Consider the following 20,654-nt stretch of genomic DNA (forward strand, 5'->3'; position numbering starts at 1 on the left):
AGCGGGCTACGGAGCCTCTCTTTTTGTTCTAGCCTATTGGAAGACGTCTTTGGTTTTCTCGAAGAGGTCGCGGAAGATGTTCTTGCCGTTCTGCTCATTCTGCTCGCGCTCGATGCGGGCAAACTCTTCCAGCAGGGTTTTCTGCTCGGGCGTCAGGTTGGTAGGCGTCACGACCTTGACGATGACATGCTCGTCGCCACGGGCGCTGCTGTGGACCACGGGAATGCCCATGCCCTTGAGGCGGAAGGAGCGATTGCTCTGTGTGCCAGCGGGAATCTTGAGCATCGTGGTCTTCCCATCAACGGTGGGAACCTCGACCTCGTCGCCAAGTGCGGCCTGTGTGAAGCTAATGGGCAGTTCATAGAGCACGTCGTTGCCCTGGCGCTTGAAGAAGGGGTGTGGTTTAACAGTCAGGACGACATACAGGTTACCAGGCGTCCCTCCACGGGAGCTAACCTCGCCCTCGCCCGTCACGCGTACGTTGATGCCGTCATCGACGCCAGCGGGAATGTTGACCACGACACGGCGGTTATTGCGCACACGGCCCTGGCCACGGCACTTCTCACAGGGAGTAGTAATGACGCGACCCTCGCCACGACAGCGCTCACACATCATGACATTGACAAACTGGCCAAAGATCGACTGCTGCACGCGGCGGATCTCGCCCGTCCCCTGACAGGCGGAACAGCGCGAGGTAGAGGTGCCAGGCTGGGCGCCGTTACCGTGACAGTTGCCACAGGTCTCCCAACGGGGCAGCTCGATTTCTTTCTGACAGCCAAATACCGCCTCTTCAAAGGTAATAGTTAATTCATAGCGGATGTCCGCGCCACGTTGCGTACCCGTACGGCGGGTTGTTCCCCCTGTAGACCCAGCGAAGAAGGTTTCGAAGAGATCATTAATGCTACCGAAGCCTTCAAATCCATTGAATCCGGCACCTGCGGCATTGGCACCAACACCAGCATGGCCGTAACGATCATAGGCGGCACGCTTCTGTGAATCGCTCAAGACCTCGTAGGCCTCGTTGATCTCGATAAAACGGGCTTCCGCTCCCTGCTCTTTATTAGCGTCGGGGTGATACTGTTTAGCGAGGCGGCGGAAGGCTTTTTTGACCTCGTCATCCGTCGCTGTGCGGGCCACCCCTAGAACTTCATAATAATCTCGTTTATTTGCGGCCATCTACCGGTCCTTTATCGTCAGAAACAGGGCGCGTTCTTTTCCGCGCTACTGGGTAACATCTATCAATAGAAGAAAGGCAAGTCAAGAAGAGATTGTACCAATTAACAAGCTTACACCATAGCCAGGAGATACGCAATGCTTGTAGTACCGGACAGGGTTTTGAAAAGGAATGCCTTTCCCTGCTTCTCGGCTTGCAAGCTCGCCTGTGGGTAGGAGGGATGGGCGTATGGGGCGGGCAAACGTCCGCCCCATACGCCCATCCCTCCTACCTCTGAGCGTCTGCAACGCTGGCTGCTCACACGTTTGTTACATCTCACTATATGTATCGGTTAATGGGAAAGAAACTCAATGCAATTCCTAAGTTTGTAGCGTTGTGTGGGATGTAGTGGTGGGCTGGAAGGGAAAAGGGCAAGGGTACTACCACGTGTAGTACCCTTGCACCATTATTACATTTCCTTGTATTCGCCCTCAATGGTGTCGTCACCAGTGTTACCACCCTGTGACGCGCCTGGGTCAGCGGTTGCACCAGGACCTGCGCCAGCCTCGGCACCAGTGCGGTAGATCGACTCACTAATCTTGTAGAAGGACTGCTCAAGGGCCTCGCGCGCGGACTTCATGCGCTCGACGTCGTCGGTCGCCAGAGCGGCACGCACATCAGCGATCTTGGTCTCCAGCTCGCTCTTCTGCTCACCAGAGATGCGGTCGCCAAGCTCGGAGAGAGCCTTCTCGGAGCGATAGGCCGCGCTATCGGCCTGGTTGCGCTCCTCAACCTCTTCCTTGCGGCGCTTGTCCTCGGCAGCATGAGCCTCAGCATCGTGAACCATGTTGTTGATTTGTTCCTTGCTCAGGCCGCTGGAGGGGTGAATGGTGATCTTCTGCTCACGATTGGTACCCTTATCGCGCGCGGACACGTTCACGATACCATTGGCATCGATATCGAAGGTGACCTCGATCTGTGGCACACCGCGAGGAGCGGGTGGAATACCATCCAGGATGAAACTACCAAGCGAGCGGTTATCCTTGGCGAACTCACGCTCACCCTGCAAGACGTTGACTTCTACGCTAGGCTGGTTGTCGCTAGCGGTGGAGAAGATCTGGCTCTTCTGCGTTGGGATAGTGGTGTTGCGCTCGATCAGGCGGGTGAAGACGCCACCATAAGTCTCGATACCCAAAGAGAGCGGCGTGACGTCGAGCAGGAGTACATCCTTCACGTCGCCGGTCAGCACACCAGCCTGAATGGCGGCGCCAATGGCCACGACCTCGTCGGGGTTCACACCACGATTAGGCTCACGGTCGAAGATACGGCGGACCATGGTCTGTACGGCGGGCATACGGGTCTGACCGCCAACCAGAACGACCTCGTTGACATCACCAGGGCGCATTCCAGCATCGGAGAGTGACTGCATCACCGGCTTGCGGGACTTCTCGACCAGGTCCTCGGTCAACTGCTCCAGTTTGGAGCGGGAGAGGGTCATGGTCAGGTGCTTTGGTCCGCTGGCGTCTGCGGTAATGAAGGGCAGGTTCACTTCTGTCTGCATCGAGCTGGAAAGCTCTTTCTTGGCTTTCTCAGCGGCCTCTTTCAGGCGCTGGAGGGCCATGCGGTCCTGGCGCAGATCGATGCCCTGCTCCTTGCGGAACTCGTCGGCTAGCCAGTTGATGACGCGCTGGTCGAAGTCGTCACCACCCAGATGTGTATCACCATTGGTGCTCTTGACCTCGAAGACACCATCGCCCAGTTCCAGGATAGAGATATCGAAGGTACCGCCACCCAGGTCATAGACCGCGATGCGCTCATCTTTCTTCTTATCGAGACCATAGGACAGCGATGCAGCGGTTGGCTCGTTGATGATACGCAGGACCTCTAGGCCAGCGATGCGGCCGGAGTCGCGTGTCGCCTGGCGCTGAGCGTCGTTAAAGTAGGCGGGGACGGTGATGACAGCCTGAGTCACGCGCTCGCCCAGGTAGGCCTCGGCGTCGGTCTTCAACTTCTGTAGAATCATGGCCGAGATTTCTGGGGGGCTGTACTGTTTGCCCTGAACCTCAACCCAGGCGTCGCCATTGCTGGCGCGCACGACCTTGAAGGGCACAATGCGCTTGTCGCGGTCGACTTCGGGATCTTCAAATTTGCGACCCATGAAGCGCTTGATGGAATACACCGTATTCTCGGGGTTGGTAATGGCCTGGCGCTTAGCAACCTCGCCAACAAGACGCTCACCATTTTTATTGATAGCGACAATCGAAGGAGTGGTGCGAGCGCCCTCAGCATTAGGAATAACGACAGGCTCGCCGCCTTCCATAACAGCAACACAAGAATTGGTGGTTCCCAGATCGATACCGATTACCTTTGGCACAGTTGCCTCCTAAAAAAAAGAATCAAATCTATAAGCATTTGAATTTCTGCGAAACAGAAATCCCTGGTTGACGTTTTGTTGATGTTTAACAGCTTTTACAGCTTTTTAATTAGCTGCCGCCGCTGCCGCCGTAAAGTTCGGAGAGTAGCTCGTTCATGACGTTTGCCATATAGCGAACAACGGCTATGGCGCGATCATACTGCATGCGTGTCGGACCGATCACGCCCAGCAGGCCACCAACGCCACCCTCCTGACCATAGCGCGCGATTACCAGGCTCACATCCTTCATCTCCTCCCACTCATTCTCGCCCCCAATAATCACCTGCACACCATCGGATGGTTGATCTCGCAGGTGCGAGGCAAGCGCGGGAAGGAGGCGATTCTGTTCAAGCACCTCAAGTACATTACGCACACGCTCGTTGCGAGCGGTTTCAGGACCGAGACGGCTATACTCTGGCTGCTCCAGAATATTGATCACGCCCTCGCGGTAGAACACATCGCCAAAGAGATCGCCATGCTGCTGCAAGATGCGACTAATGGTATGTGCGACAAGCTGTTCAACTGGAGATAAATCAACCTGTGAAGCGATCACATCGATCTCAGTGGCGGTTCTCTCCGCGAACAGCGAGTTCAGACGCGCCGACAGTGCACTAAGCTCATCCTGTCGAATAGGCCGATCCAGCAGCAGACGTTGCTGCTTCACCGAGCCATCGGTGAGCACCAGCACCAAATGGGCAGACAACTCAGTCACCGCCAGGATCTCAAAGTGCTTCAGACAGCCCTCGTTGGAGCGAGGAGGTGTCATGATCGCAGCGCTGTGTAGCAGGCGAGCCATAACCGAAGCCGTGAGGCGAACCCACTGATCCAGCTGGTCCTGCACCTGGTAAAATTGGTGACGAATAAGACGCTGCTCATCGAGTGACAGTGCTGACTCTCGCATGAGATGCTCAACAAAATAGCGATAGCCCAGGTCTGTTGGCATACGTCCAGCAGAGGTATGGGGCTGAAAGATGAGGTTCGACTCCTCCAGGCCAGCCAGTTCATGGCGAACGGTGGCGGAGCTATATTTCAGACCATACTTGCGCACAAGAGTCTCAGACGCAACAGGGGTCGCGGTATGGATATATTCTTCAACCAGAACCCGCAGGATCTGTTGCTTACGTTGACTCAATGGTGTCATCAAGACTGCCCTCGATTGTTGACGCACCAATCTGCAATATCACACACCCGTGACATGTACGATGATACAATGCTTGTCAACTCTGATTGCTAGCAGTCTCGACTTGAGACTGCAAATAAAGAATAGCACTCGACCGGGGGCATTGTCAAGAGGTGCGATGCTTTTGGTCATGAAACATGCTCAGGGGCCACGCTGGGGCGCCTGTGTGCTAGCTGCACGACGCTGCTGAAGCACGCGTCTACATATGCAGGGACGGGCCGCTGCTCTGCTCTCATATGTGTCGAGTGGAGCGTGCTGGACGCTGTGCTGCTACAGCGCTTTACCTTATTTTTAAAAGAGCGTTATTGCGATACATCATGTGATGTATGCATTTGAGCTTTTTTTGGCTTGCGCCGAACTGCCATACATGGCGTTCGGACGTGCTAAAGCCCCCATTCGGGGACAGGCTGGTCCCTACCGAATCGGGAGCCGTTTTGCGTGAGAGGTTTCTCTCTAAGCGCAAAAACTAGTGTTTTACGGGTTACGGTTGAGTTGGTTGGGATCGGGATTTCCGCTTTTGGGAGTTAGCAATGTATAAGAATGAGGGGTGAGATTGTGAGCGATCCTGGTTTGGGATTCGAGGATGGTAGTGTCAGGGGTTTGAGCGGAATTGGAAGAGTCGTCGGGAGAGGATTCAGTGGCATTAGAGGATTCGGGGATAAGGGTATCTTCAGAGTCGGGGGAGGGGAGAATGTGAGCGATCTCGAATTTGGGTTGGCAGGGATGCTGGGCCAGGAGTTCGGGAACGAGAGGTTTGATGAAGGGATGGAGGGTGTAGTGGCCGTGGGAGACGGTGGTGAGCAAGTTAGCTTTGACCATTTTGCTGAGGAGCTGGCGCACGCAGGCGTAGTCGAGGCTAAGCGCGGCTGTGACCTGGGCAGGGGAGAGGGGTTGGTCGCAGGTGTGGATGAGGTGGAGGATGGCGAGGCGTTCGGGAGTGAGCGCTTTATGAGCGCTAAGTGTGCTCAGGGCGAGGCTCTCTGCGAGGGAGGCGTGGCGAAAATGAATGTGAGAGGTTGGACAATGGAGGGTGAGCGAGAAGGGAGCGAGCGAAGATCCAAGGACATCAAGATGATAGTAGTTGGAGACAGGAAGGCGTTTGAGATGGAGGTGATGATCGACAGAGGCGGTCAGAGATGAGGAGCGCTTGCAGGTGTGGAGAACGAGAATACTGATATTATATTGTTCTGCGAGGCGGCGCAGGAGGGCGAGCAATTCGCGATCATTGCCCTTGAAGAGGGAGCGCAGCGAGGCCAGATTATCAATCACGAGGAGGCGCGTATCGGGAGAATTGGTAAGCCAACTTTGAAGTTCATGCAGGCCCTCGGTGGGCGTGAGAGGGGTCCAGGTGTTGGTAAGGAAGAGGTTGTTAGGTGGGGGAGTGCCGGGCTGGGCCGCGAGCAGGCGCGAACGGAACTCGTGAAGGCGGAGCAGGGAGTGATCGAGGCCCAGGTAGAAGGCGCGACCACGAGCGGATGTGAAGGGTTGGGAGTCATCGGGACTATCGTCGGCAAAGGAACACATGCCCTGTGCGACATTGAGCATGAGTTGGAGGGCGAAGGAGGTTTTGCCGGAACGTGATTCGCCGCTGAGGAGCGTCAGGCCAGTGGGAAGCAGGTTCTGAATGGGCCAGATGTTTGTGATGGGCGAGTTTGGAATGAGGTCATTCAGGCCGGTGAAGGGCATAAAGGGGCGAGCAAAGAGGTTAGCGTAGGCCTGCTGATCGAATTTTGTCATGTAAGCCTCCATAAGAAAAGTAGAGGGACGTTTTCGAGAGGTATACATATGAAAGGTGCAGAATACGCGATATATTATGCGATATACATTTATAGTATGCCCAAGAGGCGGCGATTTTGTCAAGTAAAAGAGGAAATATTGAATAAATTGAGTGAGAGGTGAAGAGGAAGGGTGACGGGGACGAGAGGCAAGGTAGATGCTTGTAAATCCCCATTCGGGACGCAGCCGCACAACCTACCTTGCCTCTCGTGCACGGGCGTGCTGCTGTGTGGGTGTGGCTACGTGTTGGGCCACACGTAGGCGTCCGATTTATGGCTGTATTTTTGAGATCCAGTGTGCAACGATAGTGCTTTGTATATCTTCGAGGTGCTCGAAGAGAAGTTGGCTTTCGCGTGCATAGGCAATTGCCTGTTCTTTATTGCCCATCTTTGCTGTTACCTGTGCTAGGCCAAAGAGGGCTTGTGCAAGTAACAATTGTGCTCCGAGATTGCGAGCTTCTTGTAGCATTGTTTGATAAGCATCTCTGGCGGCGTCAAGCTTGCGTTGCGCTAAATACAGTCGTCCCCACTCTCCCCATGTTTCACAAATAAGCCAGCGATGGCCAATCTCCTGGGCGATCTGCAAGTTTTCTTGCAGGTATGCTTCTGCTGAATGATAGTGTTTGAGTATGCCTTCTAACATGCCCAAATTTTGTAGTACAGAGCTAATACGAAATTGGTTTTGAATGCTTCGCGCAATGGCTAAACTCTCTTTTGAGAGTTCTACTGCTTTATAATATTGCTTTTGATGAAAGGCAAGCATTCCCTGATTCATAAGGAGAGCACTTTGCCTTTGACGGTCATTGATTCGATACGCAATTTCTAAGCCTTCACTATAGAAAATATCTGCTTGTTGATACTTTCCTTTTCTTGCGGCTTTAACCCCTAAGTTTTGGAGTAAGATCGCTGCAAGTGGGTAATTTTTCACCTGTTGTGCAATTTTCAATCCCTGCTGATAAAATTCTTCAGCTTGCGAGCTTTTGCCTTGGCTGTCCGCTATTTCTCCTAAGTACCAGAAAACAAGATCTTCATAAGACTTATCATTCTGTTCCCTTACAATTTTCATACCTTTTAAAACATAGGCCTCTGCATCAGAATATTTTCCTTGCTCAATAAACACGCCTCCAATATAGACATAAAAGCGTCCGACTAATTCTTGCTGCTCTCCCTGTTGAGCCAGAGTCAGCCCCTGCTGATAGGCGTATTCAGCTTCTTGAAAGTTGCAAATACGTTCTGCGATCTTTCCCAGGTAGAGCCAGATTCGCGCACCCTGGTCATCATCATTCAGTGCTTGGGCAACAGTTTGTGCTCGCGTGAGCAAGTGATGGGAGAGTGGATAGGGGCTTCGTGTCTCTAAAAATGGTGCGAATGCCAGTACGCCTTGAAGAAAGAGAGTATACATTCCCTGATCAAAAGCGATTTCCAGCGCTATCACGATATTTTGCATGTCGTTTTGCAAAATCAAGTTGTCATACTGATGATCCTGAACCAGCTTAATAAAAAAAGCCACCATACGTGCTGGAATATTCGTGTCTGTGCGATGCAAGGCTGCATAATCGGCAATAACCTGGTGTATTAGATAACGGTTGGATGCTGAGCTTTCAACCAAGCCACTATCAACAAGTTGGTCTAACGTTTCGTTAGTTATGCCACAAATAGTAGTCGCAGCTTCTTCAGAGAAACTGTAGGGTTTAGGAGGAAATATTGATAAGGCGTATAAAGCCTGTCTAGCCTGTTCCGGTAATGAGCTAAGACTTATATCAATGGCAAGCTGTAATGAGTACGGGGTACCCACTGGGAGACTTGAGGACTGCTGCCATATCAGGTGGGGATCAGTAATATTTAATCTTTCTTTGGCATGTAGACGTAGACGCTCTATTGCGCTATGTAAGCGCCGTGGCTGCCCACTATAAGCTTGCAGATAGAGATAATGCCCAATCAAGGTAAGCGCAAGTGGAAGGCCCCCGACAACTTGGATCAGTTCCTGAACATCTTGTACATTATGAGGTGCTATTTCTGGCACCAACTGTTCGAGGAGTTTATGACTGTCTTCATCTGTTAACTCTTGCAAACGCACTACATTATTATATGCAAATGAAACCCCCAAAGCTGGAAAGCGAGTGGTAAGTATGTGCACACAATTGCGTCCCCCAAGGCGAAACATACTGGCATCCGTTAGTTCCCAGGCATCATCTATAATAATGAGCATACGACGCGTACCAATGTAATCATGCAAATATTTTGCCCAGGCATCTGGAGTAGTAAGCTTACCTGTTTCTAGCTCATTGAGACCTAAGACTCTTCCCCATCTACTCATGAGTTCAAGAACTCGTGGATGGCGTCCCAGTCCGACCCAAAGGATACCATCCTTAAAATGACGTTGAATGTGGGGATGTTGCGCCAGAGTTGTTACCAGGGCAGTCTTACCAACTCCTGGAAGCCCGGTGATGGAATAAGCCGTACCACCATTACATGTCCGACCAGTAAGCTCGGCAATAAGCTCCTGGCGGCCAACGAGGGTCTGCTTTTTGTCAAAAGCAAAAGGAAGCGCAGGGTCACAGAAATATGTAGTGTTATGAGCGACCTCTTCAAAGCTTTCATCTTGCTCGACTTCATTGTATGAGGTGAAACCTAATTGTTCGGAATTCTTATTAAAGAGCGTGCATAATTTAAAACGAAATCGGGGGCCAGGTAAAGTTCCCTGCTTTTCCCAGCGATTGACGGTGACGACAGTAACTTCTAAACGGTCCGCAAGTTCTTGTTGCGTCCAACGACGTCTTAGCCTCTCTTCCCGTAGCTTAAGATTAGGTTCCGGCTTTCGAGACATGCTCATCTTTGATTTTCCCTGTTGTTCGCGTAAGGCATATTAAATGCTTTAAATACAGAAAATGATTATACGAGCAATATATTAAAAAGTCAATATTTTTGATAATAAAAATGATATCCTCTGCTATATTTTAATTTAACTCATGCATGCTACGCTCCTCAATAGTAAGAATTGAGCACAAGCTTCGATATTTACATAGCATGTGCTTATTTGTATACCGTGGGTCAAGCCAGAAAAAGCAACACTTTCTAATTCGCTCTGCTTAAGATAGTTACCTGTGTATCTTTTCCAGAAAGGAAGCCCTTCCATGAAACACACTATTGGCCGTTTAGTTCTTCGTGGTTTGCTGCTTGCCATCCTTGGGTTGTTTTATTCAGGTATTTCAAGTGTACCTGCTAGCGCCCATTCTCTTTCTGGTCCAGCTGTTGCTTCTCATGCAAAAGTTATACCACAGGCTACTCCCGCTCCCTGTACAAATAGTGGCTGCTATGGCCTTGATCCTTATAAGACAGCCTGTGGAAAAGCAAGTTCCTACAATACCATATACACCGTCTCAGCACCAGTTCCAGCAAATTATACTTTATACAAAGCAACAATCTATAATAAGTATTCTACCTGGTGTCGTGCCAATTGGGCCGAAATTGTAGTGACTTCCTCAGATTATTCGTTTGCATCAATCTCGATCAGCGCCTCGGGTGAGAGAAAGTGTTTTCCAACTGGCTGCACCTCAGTCTATCTTGGTTCTTACTATCCAGCATGGACTGATATGGTTGATAGTGCGCTTACAACTAGCGCCTGTGCCGATGAGCCAGGAGGTGGCGTCACGTGTGTTGATTAATAATGTTTTATACTTCGTTTACTGAAACCTATCTCACAAACGTAATAACCTCCTAACTCTAATACATCACCAAGAATAAAAATACAAATTGATATTTACCATAGTAACTCTCAGCCAGTCTATTGCTATCCAGATGACTGCCATAGCTTTACCACGTTGAATTCAGGTGTGAAAACATGGACAAATATGGCACTGGCTTCCCAGGTTTTTGCCTATGCGGAGATTGTTGTTCTAAGCCCCACAGATAATCTCTATCATAGTGCCACGGTTGCTGCGTAACGTTTTCCAGGAAGACAAGAAGAAAGCAGGCTGGATAAAACCAGCCTGCTTTCTTCTTACTTATGGCATCAGAGTCGGAGTTGGTATCACATCCGGCGAGGAGGGAGGAGCCGCCGTAGGTGACGTCGGCTCCACATTTATCCACGACGCTTCTTGCCGCCGCCGCCGCCATTGCCTCCATTAGGGTTCCCGGTCACAGTCGTCTTACCCGGAATGGTAGGCGCTTGCCCATCGATGACCCAGTCACAGATACCACTCCCTGCCAGCCCATCCTGAGCGGAAAGGTTACAGGTATAGGTCACGCCGCCAGGCTTAGAGAAGGTAGTAGGACTATTCATTCCATCCGAGGCAGGATTAAAGCGCGCAACAGGACAGGAGACTTTCACCCCCATAGCTGTATTAATGTCAGCACAAGGTCGTCCAGAAACGAACTCCATCACTGCATGCCAGATTGGCGCGGCACCCGTGATACCGACCACACCCGGTTTCATAACTTCACCATTGGCATTACCAGCCCAGACTCCTACTGTGGCTCTGGGGGTATAGCCTATCGTCCAGTTATCCTGGAAGGAGTCAGTAGTACCTGTTTTAGCACCAACCTGATAGGTATTACAGCTAATATATGTTTTCGGGGTGGAAATGCAGCTTGGATCCCAGTCATTAAAGGCGAGATCATGATCGCCAGGAAACTCTGGCTGGCGCGAAGGCTCATCAGCCAGAACTGAAGTCAGTAGGTAGTTTACCTGGCTAGAGAAGACCCGCGTTCCTTTGACCTTGGTTGGATCGAGATGGAAGAGATGGTTACCATAACTATCCCAGACGTCCAGGATATTCTGGTAAGGTACGTGTACCCCATCATTAGCAAAGGTCTGGTAGGCACTGGTCATTTCCAGTGGCGAAACATCGACTGTACCAAGTACAGGCGTAAGGTGGAAACAATCCATACCGCTAGTACATTTGTTTGCCTTTATGGCTTCATCCAGAGAGGTGATACCCATCAAGCGGGCGTTGTTGAAGACGTTATCGGTGCCGGCAAAGGTCATGGCCTTCACAGCTGGGATGTTGTAAGAGTTTGCTAATGCCGCACGAATAGTCGATTGTGGGCCCGAATACCCATTAGGCTTGCCGCCATAGTCATTGGGCGTATAAGTTTGAGCGTTTGGACCTTCTCCATCCTGGACACCAGCAGGGCTTCCGTTAGGAAAGTAAGTACGAATGTCTGGCAGAACAATACCAGGATTCCAACCCATCTGGAAGGCAGTGCCATATACGAAAGGCTTAAAAGTTGAGCCAGGTCCACGACCACTAGTAGCTACATTTACTCTACCAGCAACACGTTTATCGTTCGTTTTGTAGTAGTCAACGCTACCGCTCATACCCAGGACCTCTCCAGTTTTCGAGTTAATGACTACTACAGCCGCATCATTAACATTGAGGTCCCGATTCAGTACAGCATATTGACCAGCAAAGGAACCAAACTTCTGGTATGTTGGCTTTGTAATAAAGTACTTTGAAGTATTCTCGATATAGGTCTGGATGTTCATATCAAGTGTAGTCTTGATATTAAAACCACCTGAGAGGAAGGCTTGTACACCTAGTTGAGGATCACCATTACCAAGCATCTGCTCCATCTGTATAGTGACCCAATCAGTAAAGTGAGGGGCCTTCTTGATAGTGCTATAGGGCTTGAACTGCCAGGATTCCGTCAGTTTCTCGGCCTGCTGGATCATATCGTCATCTATGGGTTTGCCATCGAGAAGCTTGCCATCTGCCTGCATATTTTGCAACACAAGCTTCTGGCGATCAAGCGCAGCCTGGCGCGTGGTATCACTGATGCTTGGGTCGTAAATAGTCGGGTTGTTGGGGATGCCTGCCAATAGCGAGGCACGAGCCAGGGCGACAATCGGATTATGCTTGCCCGTCTTGGGATCGATATCCAGCTTTGTAATCGCAGGCTTACAGACAAAGCTCTTGTCACAATCAGGCTGTAAACCAAACAGGTCGCGTGCCGCAGATTCGACGCCAAGATCCTGAGTACCATAGGGAACGCTATTGAAGTACATCTCCAGGATCTTCCACTTGGGATACTGCTGCGTCATACCCAGGGCCAGGGTGGCCTCAACGAGTTTACGCGTATAGGTAGCATCGGCATTATGCGATAGATTTTTAATTACCTGCTGGGTAATAGTACTACCACCACCGTTATGAGAAATACCCGCACGCAAGATGCCCTGCGGATCGATACCAGCGTTATCCCAGAAGGTGCGATCCTCAATAGACGTTTGTGCATCCTTTAAGACATCGGGAATATCTTTATATGAGATAGGCGTGGAGCGGCCAGCACTTCCTTCGCCCTGGTCATAGCGCTCATTGATCAGTTGGCCGTTGCGGTCATAAATACGCGTCGTCTGGGCACTGGACTTGTTGGCGATGCTGGCGACCTGGGTGGACTCCTGCTGGTAGTAGTTATAGGCAAAGGCACCACCAGTCGCAGAGGCAATCACGGCGATGACCGCGAAGATGATGGCCGCGATGCCGAGGATCTTGCCTATGCCAAATTGTTGGCTCTGCCAGCGGTCGCGGCGGCGGCGCATCTTGTAGGCCACGCGTGTGCTCAGCGAGCGCTTCCAGGGCGTGGCCTCCTCCAGGCGTGGTTGTTCCACAGGAACTGGCATGGCCTGGGGACGAGACCCATGGTAGCGCTCCATATAGGGCGCGGGCTGTCCGTAGCCGTTGCGTCCTATAGCTGCCATCTTGCCGGAGACCTGGCGCATAAAGTTCATGGCGTTGGACATCCAACCTTGTTGCTGAGGCTGGGTCGGCATTGGGTGCTGCTGAGGCTGAGCAGGCATCATCTGACGCTGCTGGGGCATCTGCGGTTGCGGTGCCTGCTGCGTCCTCCCGGGAAGGAACTGGGAGGAGGGATTGCGCCCATTTGTAGGCGAGAATTGCGTCGGTTGAGCGGGCTGAGGTGGCATTTGTCTGCCCACGGGAGCGCCCGCAGGCAACGCTGGCGACTGTTGCTCGACAGGAGACTGCTGTTGACGATAGCCACTTAACAGGCCCCCCGTTTTCTTGGGCAAGCCATCGCGCGACGCATCGGTCGGCATACCTGGCTGATTCCAGTTATTACTCATAGGTCCCCTTTCTCAGTCAGCAGCGCTTTGTTGCGAATGGCGCATACGGCATAAGCTAGATCTTTTGGCGTTTTTGTTAGATAGGATTGGTAAAGGCTACACATTTCTCCACCTTCACATGGTATGTATGTGCTGCGACTGTCTGTCTGCTTCATGCATTTTCATAGCGGTTAAAGAAAAAAACGTCATCAACAAAGAGATTGCAGGAGAACCCACGATTTCCACTTCCAACCACTGCAATATCCCGCATAGGTTAACATAAACATCCACATATCCGCCAATTATCTACAAGAACGAATCAGCGCACGCAAGTTAACGCTCTAGCCCACTCGGATACATGTAAAAGCAGCATTTCAAACATTGATCATGCTTAATATGATATATCGAAACTCGCATATCAAGGTGTATCGCAGGAGGATGGTACTAATCATGTGGGTGTCAGCAAGCCAAATACCTGTATTGTCTTCTATACATCAAAGTGGTAGAACGGTACTAAATGGCTACATTCCTAGCGCGTCTCCACCAGCTAAACCACTTGTAGCTGGCATTGTCGCGAAAGATGCCCGCGGCCCATGCTGGAGGTGTCTGCCATCACCCAGTAAGCACGCCCATGCATGGGGACGGATTTAGTGATTCTAAAGGGCGCGCCTACCTTTTGCACCTGCATGGGCGTGGGGATTGTGCAATCACTCTTCACTGTATGCGTATGGAGTCCATGCTGGCATGGACTCTACACATTTTTTGTGGTAGGTGGTGGGAGGGGCATCAAATGATACATCTTGGAATAGCAAGAAAAGGGGAGAGAGTATACAGCAGTAGGGAGAATCGGGTACAATGCGGAATGATATATTTCCATTGTTGAGTCTATAGATCTTGAGAGGAGCCAGCAGGTTTATGCATCCTACGCCTCGTATGCATATATATAAGAACCGCTATGCTTTCGCTAAATTTTTTCTCTCTCTCGCCCTGAGCTTTACTTTATTATTAAGTATAACTTCGCTTATGCTGGCCAAGAGTGGGGTGGCACGAGATGCCATCACCATCACCTCTCAGACACAGCAGGTCCATTTCCCTGATAGCATCGATTTCTCGCTCACAGCAAATGACGCGGGTGGCAAGATTACGCAGGCCGTCCTCTATATCCAGGCTCCCTATCTTAATGGAGACGAGGTTCACGTAGTTACAGCCGCAAATCCTGGCACGAGTGTCCATCTTGCCTGGCATGAAGATATGCAAAAAGCAGATGACTTCTTCTCTCCGGGCACACCCATCTCCTATCACTGGGAGATAGAGGACAACGCGGGCGCCGACCATACCGGTACTACACAGAAATTTGACGTCAACGACCAGCGTTTCGCCTGGCAGGAGACCGATGTCCAGCAGTTCCAGATCAAGTATTATAATAGCGATAACGCTGAGGTTCAGTCGTTGCGCGCTGGCGTGGATAAAGCCGTCAAACGTCTGACTAGCAATCTAGGAGGCGCACCGACCAAACCAATCACGCTCTGGATATACAAAGATACAAATGCATTTAAGAGCGCGCTCCCACCCGATACCGAAGAATGGGTGGGAGGCATAGCCTTCCCTGATATTCGCCAGGGGATGTTCGTCGTCGAAGACGCTCAGGATAACACGCTTATCCGCGATATGCCACATGAGATGTCGCACCTGGTATTGCATGAGCTGACTGATGGTGGCGTCGTCGATATTCCGCGCTGGCTCGACGAGGGGCTCGCGGTCTATAACCAGGAGTATCACGAGGGCGAGTTGTCCTACCAGCTACGCCAGGGCCTTAAAAACCACCAGATTCTACGACTGAACGAGATCGAGGACCGCTTTCCCTCCGATAGCAATCAGGCTTACCTGGCCTATGCTCAGAGCTGGGACCTGGTCACCTATATGTACAACACCTTTGGTCAGGCAAAAATGCATACGCTTATCAAAGATATGGGCAATAGTAGCTATCCGAACTTTGATGAGGACTTGAAGGCGAGCCTGGGCATGGATGAGGCCCATCTCGAAAATGCCTGGCGTCTCTCTCAACATCAATCGTCCATCCTCACTCCAGACCAGGAGAAACAAGATCCACAACCAACCAAGCAGCAGGTCATTCCTGCCGCCAGCAACAACCCGGTGCCCTATAGCACACTGCTCCTGGTCCTGGGCATATTCCTCCTGGCTTCGCCTGGCTTCGCCTTCGCAGGTTACTTCATCTACCGCAGGCAGGTACGCATCCAGCAGGAGCGAAAGCTGGCCATCGCCCAGGCACAACGTATTCTCGACGAGGCCCACTGGGGACCGGGACCACAATCGTTCACGCCCATCGATCCCTACGCCCACTATACCAATCCTGGGCGTTATACACAGCCAGGCTCCCCGCTCTCTACGCCACCCGCCCAACCAGGCAACACGGTAGCACCATTCCCACCTCCAGGATTGCCACATCCTGGAGCAGGCGAACAGTTTGGTTCCTTTTTAGAGGAGGAGTGACACAGCGCACATTCTTTCTGGGAAGTAGCCGCGTACGCAAGTAGCGGGCCCGCTACTTGCGTACGCGGCTACTTCCCAGGCGAGAAGCCACGCAAAAACGTACATACCGGTTTAGTCGCTTTAGAATAACAGGAAGCAGAGGAAGAAGATGGAAGTGCATGAAGAAGCCCCACAGACAGCCAAACAGTATTCTAAACATTATTACCCCTCTGAGACACTCCCGCTCCAACAATTGATGCACTGGATTGCCTTTAGCCGCGTGATGGGTATTGGCGCGGTCCGCTTTCGCCTCCTTGAAGACTATTTTCAGGGCGATATGCAGGCTGCATGGCAGGCAGGACTCGAGGAGCTATGCAGCGCAGGGCTGGATGAGAAAACCGCGGAGAAGTTTCTGCACCAGCGAACCAACATCGTGCCAGAGCAGGAATTGGAGCGCCTGGAGAAACGCCGCATGCGCGTAATCACCTGGAGAGATGATGAGTATCCGCCGCTCCTGAGTAAATTTGAGTATGCCCCTCCTGTGCTCTATATCTATGGGCACTTGAACGAGGATGATCAGGAGTACGCCCTCGGTATCGTGGGCACGAGGCGCATGACCAGCTATGGCAGACAGGTCACAGAGAAATTGACCACTGAGCTCACTGGAGGGCGCGTCACCATTGTGAGCGGGCTGGCCCTGGGCGTGGATACCGTCGCCCATACCACGGCTCTTGACACTGGAGGAAGGACCATCGCTGTGCTTGCCAGTGGCCTGGACACCATCTACCCGCCAAGCAATCGCGCCCTGGCCAAGCGCATTGTTGAATCGGGGCAGGGCGCGCTAATCAGTGCCTTCCCGCTTGGAGTGCGCCCGGATGCCGGGAACTTTCCAGCGCGTAACCACCTCATCGCGGGTCTCTCCCTGGGCGTCCTGGTCACAGAAGCTCCGGCGCGAAGTGGGGCATTGATCACAGCTAGCTCGGCGCTGCAACAGGGGCGCGAGGTCTTTGGCGTGCCACATAGCATCTTCTCTCCCGGTGGCGAGGGCGTCAACAAGCTTATTCAGGATGGCGCACACCTGGTCACACGCGTCGAAGACATCATTGAGCGCCTCAATATCTACATGCTTCCCCAGCATATCGAGGCCAAGAGAGAGCTACCCGCCAACGCCGAGGAAGAGAGCCTGCTCGCGCTCCTCAACCATGAATCCAAACATATCGACGAAATCACCCGCGAATCGGGGCTGCCTGCGTCGAGCGTTACTGCGACGCTGACAATGCTCCAATTAAAAGGTATGGTAAAGGATATGGGTGCCATGCATTATATTAAGGAGATGTAGCGGACTAGTGTTGGTTCCCACCCCCATGCAGGTGCAAAAGGTAGTGCTTGTAAACCGCGCACCTACCTTTTGCACCTGCCGGGTGTGGGGCATACCAGGAAGAGGTAGTCACCCAGCCGAAGGGGTCCTGGTAGGTTGTGCCCCTGTGCCCCCGAATGTGGGTTTAGAAGCACTCCCAAGGCTCCTCCGGCATGGATGGCGGACCTCGCGTAACCCAATCCTACAGAAGCGTAGACTCCTTCACTTGACGCCAATGAAACACGGCTGCGCCCACAGGCCATAAATGGCGTTTGGACGCGATAAATCGCGTCCCTACCAACAACTCGGTCGTTTCTCACAAGTCTGTTCGGACAACTTGACAAAATTTGCCAGCAAAGTCATAAATGGGGCATCTATGTTAAAAAATAGCAGGCAGGGGAATTGGTAGAATAAAATAGGAGCAGGGCGAGGATGTAAAAAAGGGGGCAGGGACGTTCCCCTTTGCACTGTTTCCACCAGTCTCGGTAAATAATAGATAATAGCAACGGAGGGTAGATGTGATACAGCTGGCATATTTATTGGCCGCCACGCAAGGCAGACTTCAGAGTCCGGAGAAGCAGACGCGTTTTCAGGGCTTTAGTCATGATACTCGACAGATCCTGCCTGGGGAGATGTTTGTCGCGGTACGTGGAGAGCGTGGGAATGGTCATGACTATCTCTTTGATGCTATCGAGCGAGGGGCGACTGGCCTATTGGTGGAGGCACGCCACATCGAAAGTATGCCAGAGGCAGAGCAGGAGCGGCTCAAACAGATCACGACCGTCATGGTTGAGGATACACGCCAGGCGCTACGGGCTTATGCCAGCGAGATTTTACAACGCTGGCAGCCAACCATTATCGCGGTCGCGGGCGGCGTAGGCAAAACAAGCACGAAGGAGGCCATCGCCAGCGTGCTCTCGCGTAACTATGCCACCTTTCGCAGTTGGAAGAACTATAATGACCTGCTAGGCATTCCCCTCTCGCTGGGGCGGCTGGAGCCACAACATGAGTACGCGGTCCTGGAGTTAGGCTGCGATCACCCCGGCGAGCTCCGTGAGCTATGCCAGATGGTAAAACCCCATATCGGCATCCTTACCAATGTCGCTCCCGTCCAGCTCCAATACTTTGGCTCACTTGAACACCTGGCGAAAGAGCTCAGCGAGCTGCTCTATAGCTTGCCAGCCGAGGGTTGCTTCTGGCTCAATGACGCGGATGAGAGATTGGCCAAGATTGTAGAACGCTACCAGCAGCAACGCGCTTCATCCGCGCCAGACATTCGTCCACTCGGAATACGCGAGATCGATGAGACACAAATCCGAGTCGGCTGGGAAGGTCTCTCATTTCCCCTGGAGCAAGAGGGTGAGGCGGGAACGCTTACCCTGGCCTCGTGCCTGCTGGGACGTCAGCATATCGGCACCATGCTCGCGGCCTATAGAATTGGGCGCGCATGTGGCATGAGCGCGGAGGAGGTCAGTGAGGCTCTGGAGCAGCTCAGCCCCATTGAGGGCAGGCTCAATCCGCTTCCAGGCGTCTATGAGTCCAGGCTCCTGGATGACACACATAATGCCTCACCAGGTTCCGTCCTGGCGGGACTCGATGCCCTCGACGAGTTGACCAACGAAGGCGGCAAACGCGTCGCCATCCTGGGCGAGATGCTTAATCTCGGTTACTACCAGGATGACTGGTATGAGCAGATAGGCGAGCAGGCCGCCAGCAAGGTCGATTATCTTATCCTGCGCGGCGAGCGAACCGCTCTGATCGCAGAGGGCGCCAGGCAGGCCGGGCTGACGAGCGAGCAGATAGAGCTGGTCTCCACTCACGAGGACGCCGCGCAATTGGCAAGCAAATATCTGGAGCGCGAGGGCGAGGCCGGACGCAACGTCGTCCTGCTCAAGGGATCAGAGGCCACGCGTATGGAGCGCGTCACCGAGATGCTGATGGCCCATCCCGAGGAGGCGCAGGAGAAATTAGTGCGCCAGACACCCGGTTGGAAGCAAATCCTGGTCTTACAGACGGAGCGCCCGACCTGGGTGGAGATCGACCTGAGCGCCATTGGCAATAATGTGCGCAAAATACGCGAGATCGTGGGGCCAGGGGTCCAGATCCTGATCAGCTTAAAGGCTGATGCGTACGGGCATGGCGCGCTCAAGGTGGCGCGCACCGTCCTACACAACGGCGCGAGCATGCTCGGGGTCGCCACGCTTAGCGAGGCCGCCGCCCTGCGTGAGGCTGGCATTGACGCGCCCATCCTGATCTTCGGCTACGTTCCCTACTGGCAGATGCGCGAGGCCGTGCGCCTGGACGTCACGATCACCCTCTATAGCAGCGAATCGGCCCAGGCCCTCGCCCGCGCGGCCCAGGCGCTACGCCAGTCTGTACGTGTCCATATAAAGGTCGATACTGGAATGGGTAGGCTTGGCATCCGTAGCGAGCAGGCAGAAGAGATTCTAGCCCTCGTACGCGAAGCACGTGAGCTGGAGGGGCTGGAGGTGGAGGGCATCTATACCCATTTTGCCAGCGCGGATGCCGATGATAAGACATACGCCCACACCCAGCTCGCGCGCTTCCAGCACATTCTAGAATTGCTTGAGCGGGTGGAAATATGCCCCCCAGTGGTACACGCGGCCAATAGCGCGGCAACGCTCAGCCTTCCCGAGGCGCACTTTACGATGGTACGCCCCGGCATCGCGATTTATGGCCTGGACCCCTCGGAAGAGGTCAGGGTACCAGATGGCTTTAAAGCGGCTCTCTCCTTTAAGACACAGATCGCACAGGTGAAGATGATTCCCGCGGGCGAATGCATCAGTTATGGCTGCACCTATGTGACGGAGCGCCCCACACGTATTGCGGTCCTGCCGGTAGGCTATGCAGACGGTTTCCGCAGAGCGCCACGCAATTGGGAGAGCGTGCTAGTTCATGGGCAGGAGGCCCCCCTCATCGGGCGCGTATGCATGGATCAATGCATGATTGATGTCAGCGCCATTCCCCAGGTGCGTATGGGAGACGAAGTCGTGCTTATTGGTCGGCAGGGCAAGGCGGAGCTAACCGCCGAAGAGATTGCCAGAAGGCTCGGCACAATCAACTACGAGGTCGTCGCCGAGATCCTGGCCCGCGTCCCCCGCGTGAATTAGGATATGATGGAAAAGCGGAGCCGAGCAGCGAGCTGCTCGGCTCCGCTTTTCCATCATATGATACTGGTTATGCAAAACTAGAGGGCAAACAGGAA

General features: G+C 52.8%; 10 protein-coding genes. 4 read left to right on the forward strand and 6 right to left on the reverse strand.

Translation table 11 applies throughout. From position 1 onward, the window contains the following. Positions 1-33: 33 nt before the first annotated feature. From dnaJ to JMJ04_RS05820, 5 genes are all read right to left on the reverse strand, one after another. Positions 34-1,176, reverse strand: coding sequence for a molecular chaperone DnaJ (dnaJ, locus tag JMJ04_RS05800; RefSeq protein ID WP_201369592.1), 1,143 nt, complete (start codon positions 1,174-1,176; stop codon positions 34-36). Positions 1,177-1,622: 446 nt separating this feature from the next. Beyond that, complete coding sequence (gene dnaK, locus JMJ04_RS05805) at positions 1,623-3,527, reverse strand: molecular chaperone DnaK (RefSeq protein WP_201369593.1); 1,905 nt, start codon at positions 3,525-3,527, stop codon at positions 1,623-1,625. A 109-nt stretch (positions 3,528-3,636) separates the two neighbouring features. Beyond that, on the reverse strand, positions 3,637-4,707 hold the full coding sequence (gene hrcA, locus JMJ04_RS05810) for a heat-inducible transcriptional repressor HrcA (RefSeq protein ID WP_201369594.1): 1,071 nt from the start codon (positions 4,705-4,707) through the stop codon (positions 3,637-3,639). 513 nt (positions 4,708-5,220) lie between these two features. Next, entirely contained in the window at positions 5,221-6,483 is a 1,263-nt protein-coding gene (locus JMJ04_RS05815) for an AAA family ATPase (protein ID WP_236037930.1), read from the reverse strand. A 309-nt stretch (positions 6,484-6,792) separates the two neighbouring features. Continuing rightward, the gene (locus JMJ04_RS05820; protein WP_201369595.1) at positions 6,793-9,348 is read right to left on the reverse strand and encodes a tetratricopeptide repeat protein; all 2,556 of its coding nucleotides are present in this window, start codon (positions 9,346-9,348) and stop codon (positions 6,793-6,795) included. Between the two features lie 307 nt (positions 9,349-9,655). Here JMJ04_RS05820 and JMJ04_RS05825 point away from each other — a divergent pair, with 307 nt between their 5' ends. Continuing rightward, entirely contained in the window at positions 9,656-10,186 is a 531-nt protein-coding gene (locus JMJ04_RS05825) for a DUF2690 domain-containing protein (protein ID WP_201369596.1), read from the forward strand. Between the two features lie 416 nt (positions 10,187-10,602). Here the strand turns inward: JMJ04_RS05825 and JMJ04_RS05830 are convergent, their stop codons facing one another. Continuing rightward, positions 10,603-13,602: a transglycosylase domain-containing protein gene (locus JMJ04_RS05830; RefSeq protein ID WP_201369597.1), complete on the reverse strand. Its 3,000-nt coding sequence runs from the start codon at positions 13,600-13,602 to the stop codon at positions 10,603-10,605. Positions 13,603-14,496: 894 nt separating this feature from the next. On the opposite strand from JMJ04_RS05830, the gene JMJ04_RS05835 reads away from it, so the two are divergent. The 3 genes from JMJ04_RS05835 to alr all read left to right on the forward strand — a co-directional run bounded on the left by JMJ04_RS05835 (position 14,497) and on the right by alr (position 20,559). After that, on the forward strand, positions 14,497-16,092 hold the full coding sequence (locus JMJ04_RS05835; protein WP_201369598.1) for a peptidase MA family metallohydrolase: 1,596 nt from the start codon (positions 14,497-14,499) through the stop codon (positions 16,090-16,092). Between the two features lie 148 nt (positions 16,093-16,240). Continuing rightward, positions 16,241-17,410, forward strand: coding sequence for a DNA-processing protein DprA (dprA, locus tag JMJ04_RS05840; protein ID WP_201369599.1), 1,170 nt, complete (start codon positions 16,241-16,243; stop codon positions 17,408-17,410). 536 nt (positions 17,411-17,946) lie between these two features. Then, positions 17,947-20,559 carry an alanine racemase gene (gene alr, locus JMJ04_RS05845; protein ID WP_201369600.1) on the forward strand — a complete coding sequence of 871 codons (2,613 nt, stop codon included), beginning with the start codon at positions 17,947-17,949 and terminating at the stop codon, positions 20,557-20,559. Positions 20,560-20,654: the final 95 nt, after the last annotated feature.

The organism is Ktedonobacter robiniae, from assembly GCF_016587375.1.
Classification (GTDB): Bacteria; Chloroflexota; Ktedonobacteria; order Ktedonobacterales; family Ktedonobacteraceae; genus Ktedonobacter; species Ktedonobacter robiniae.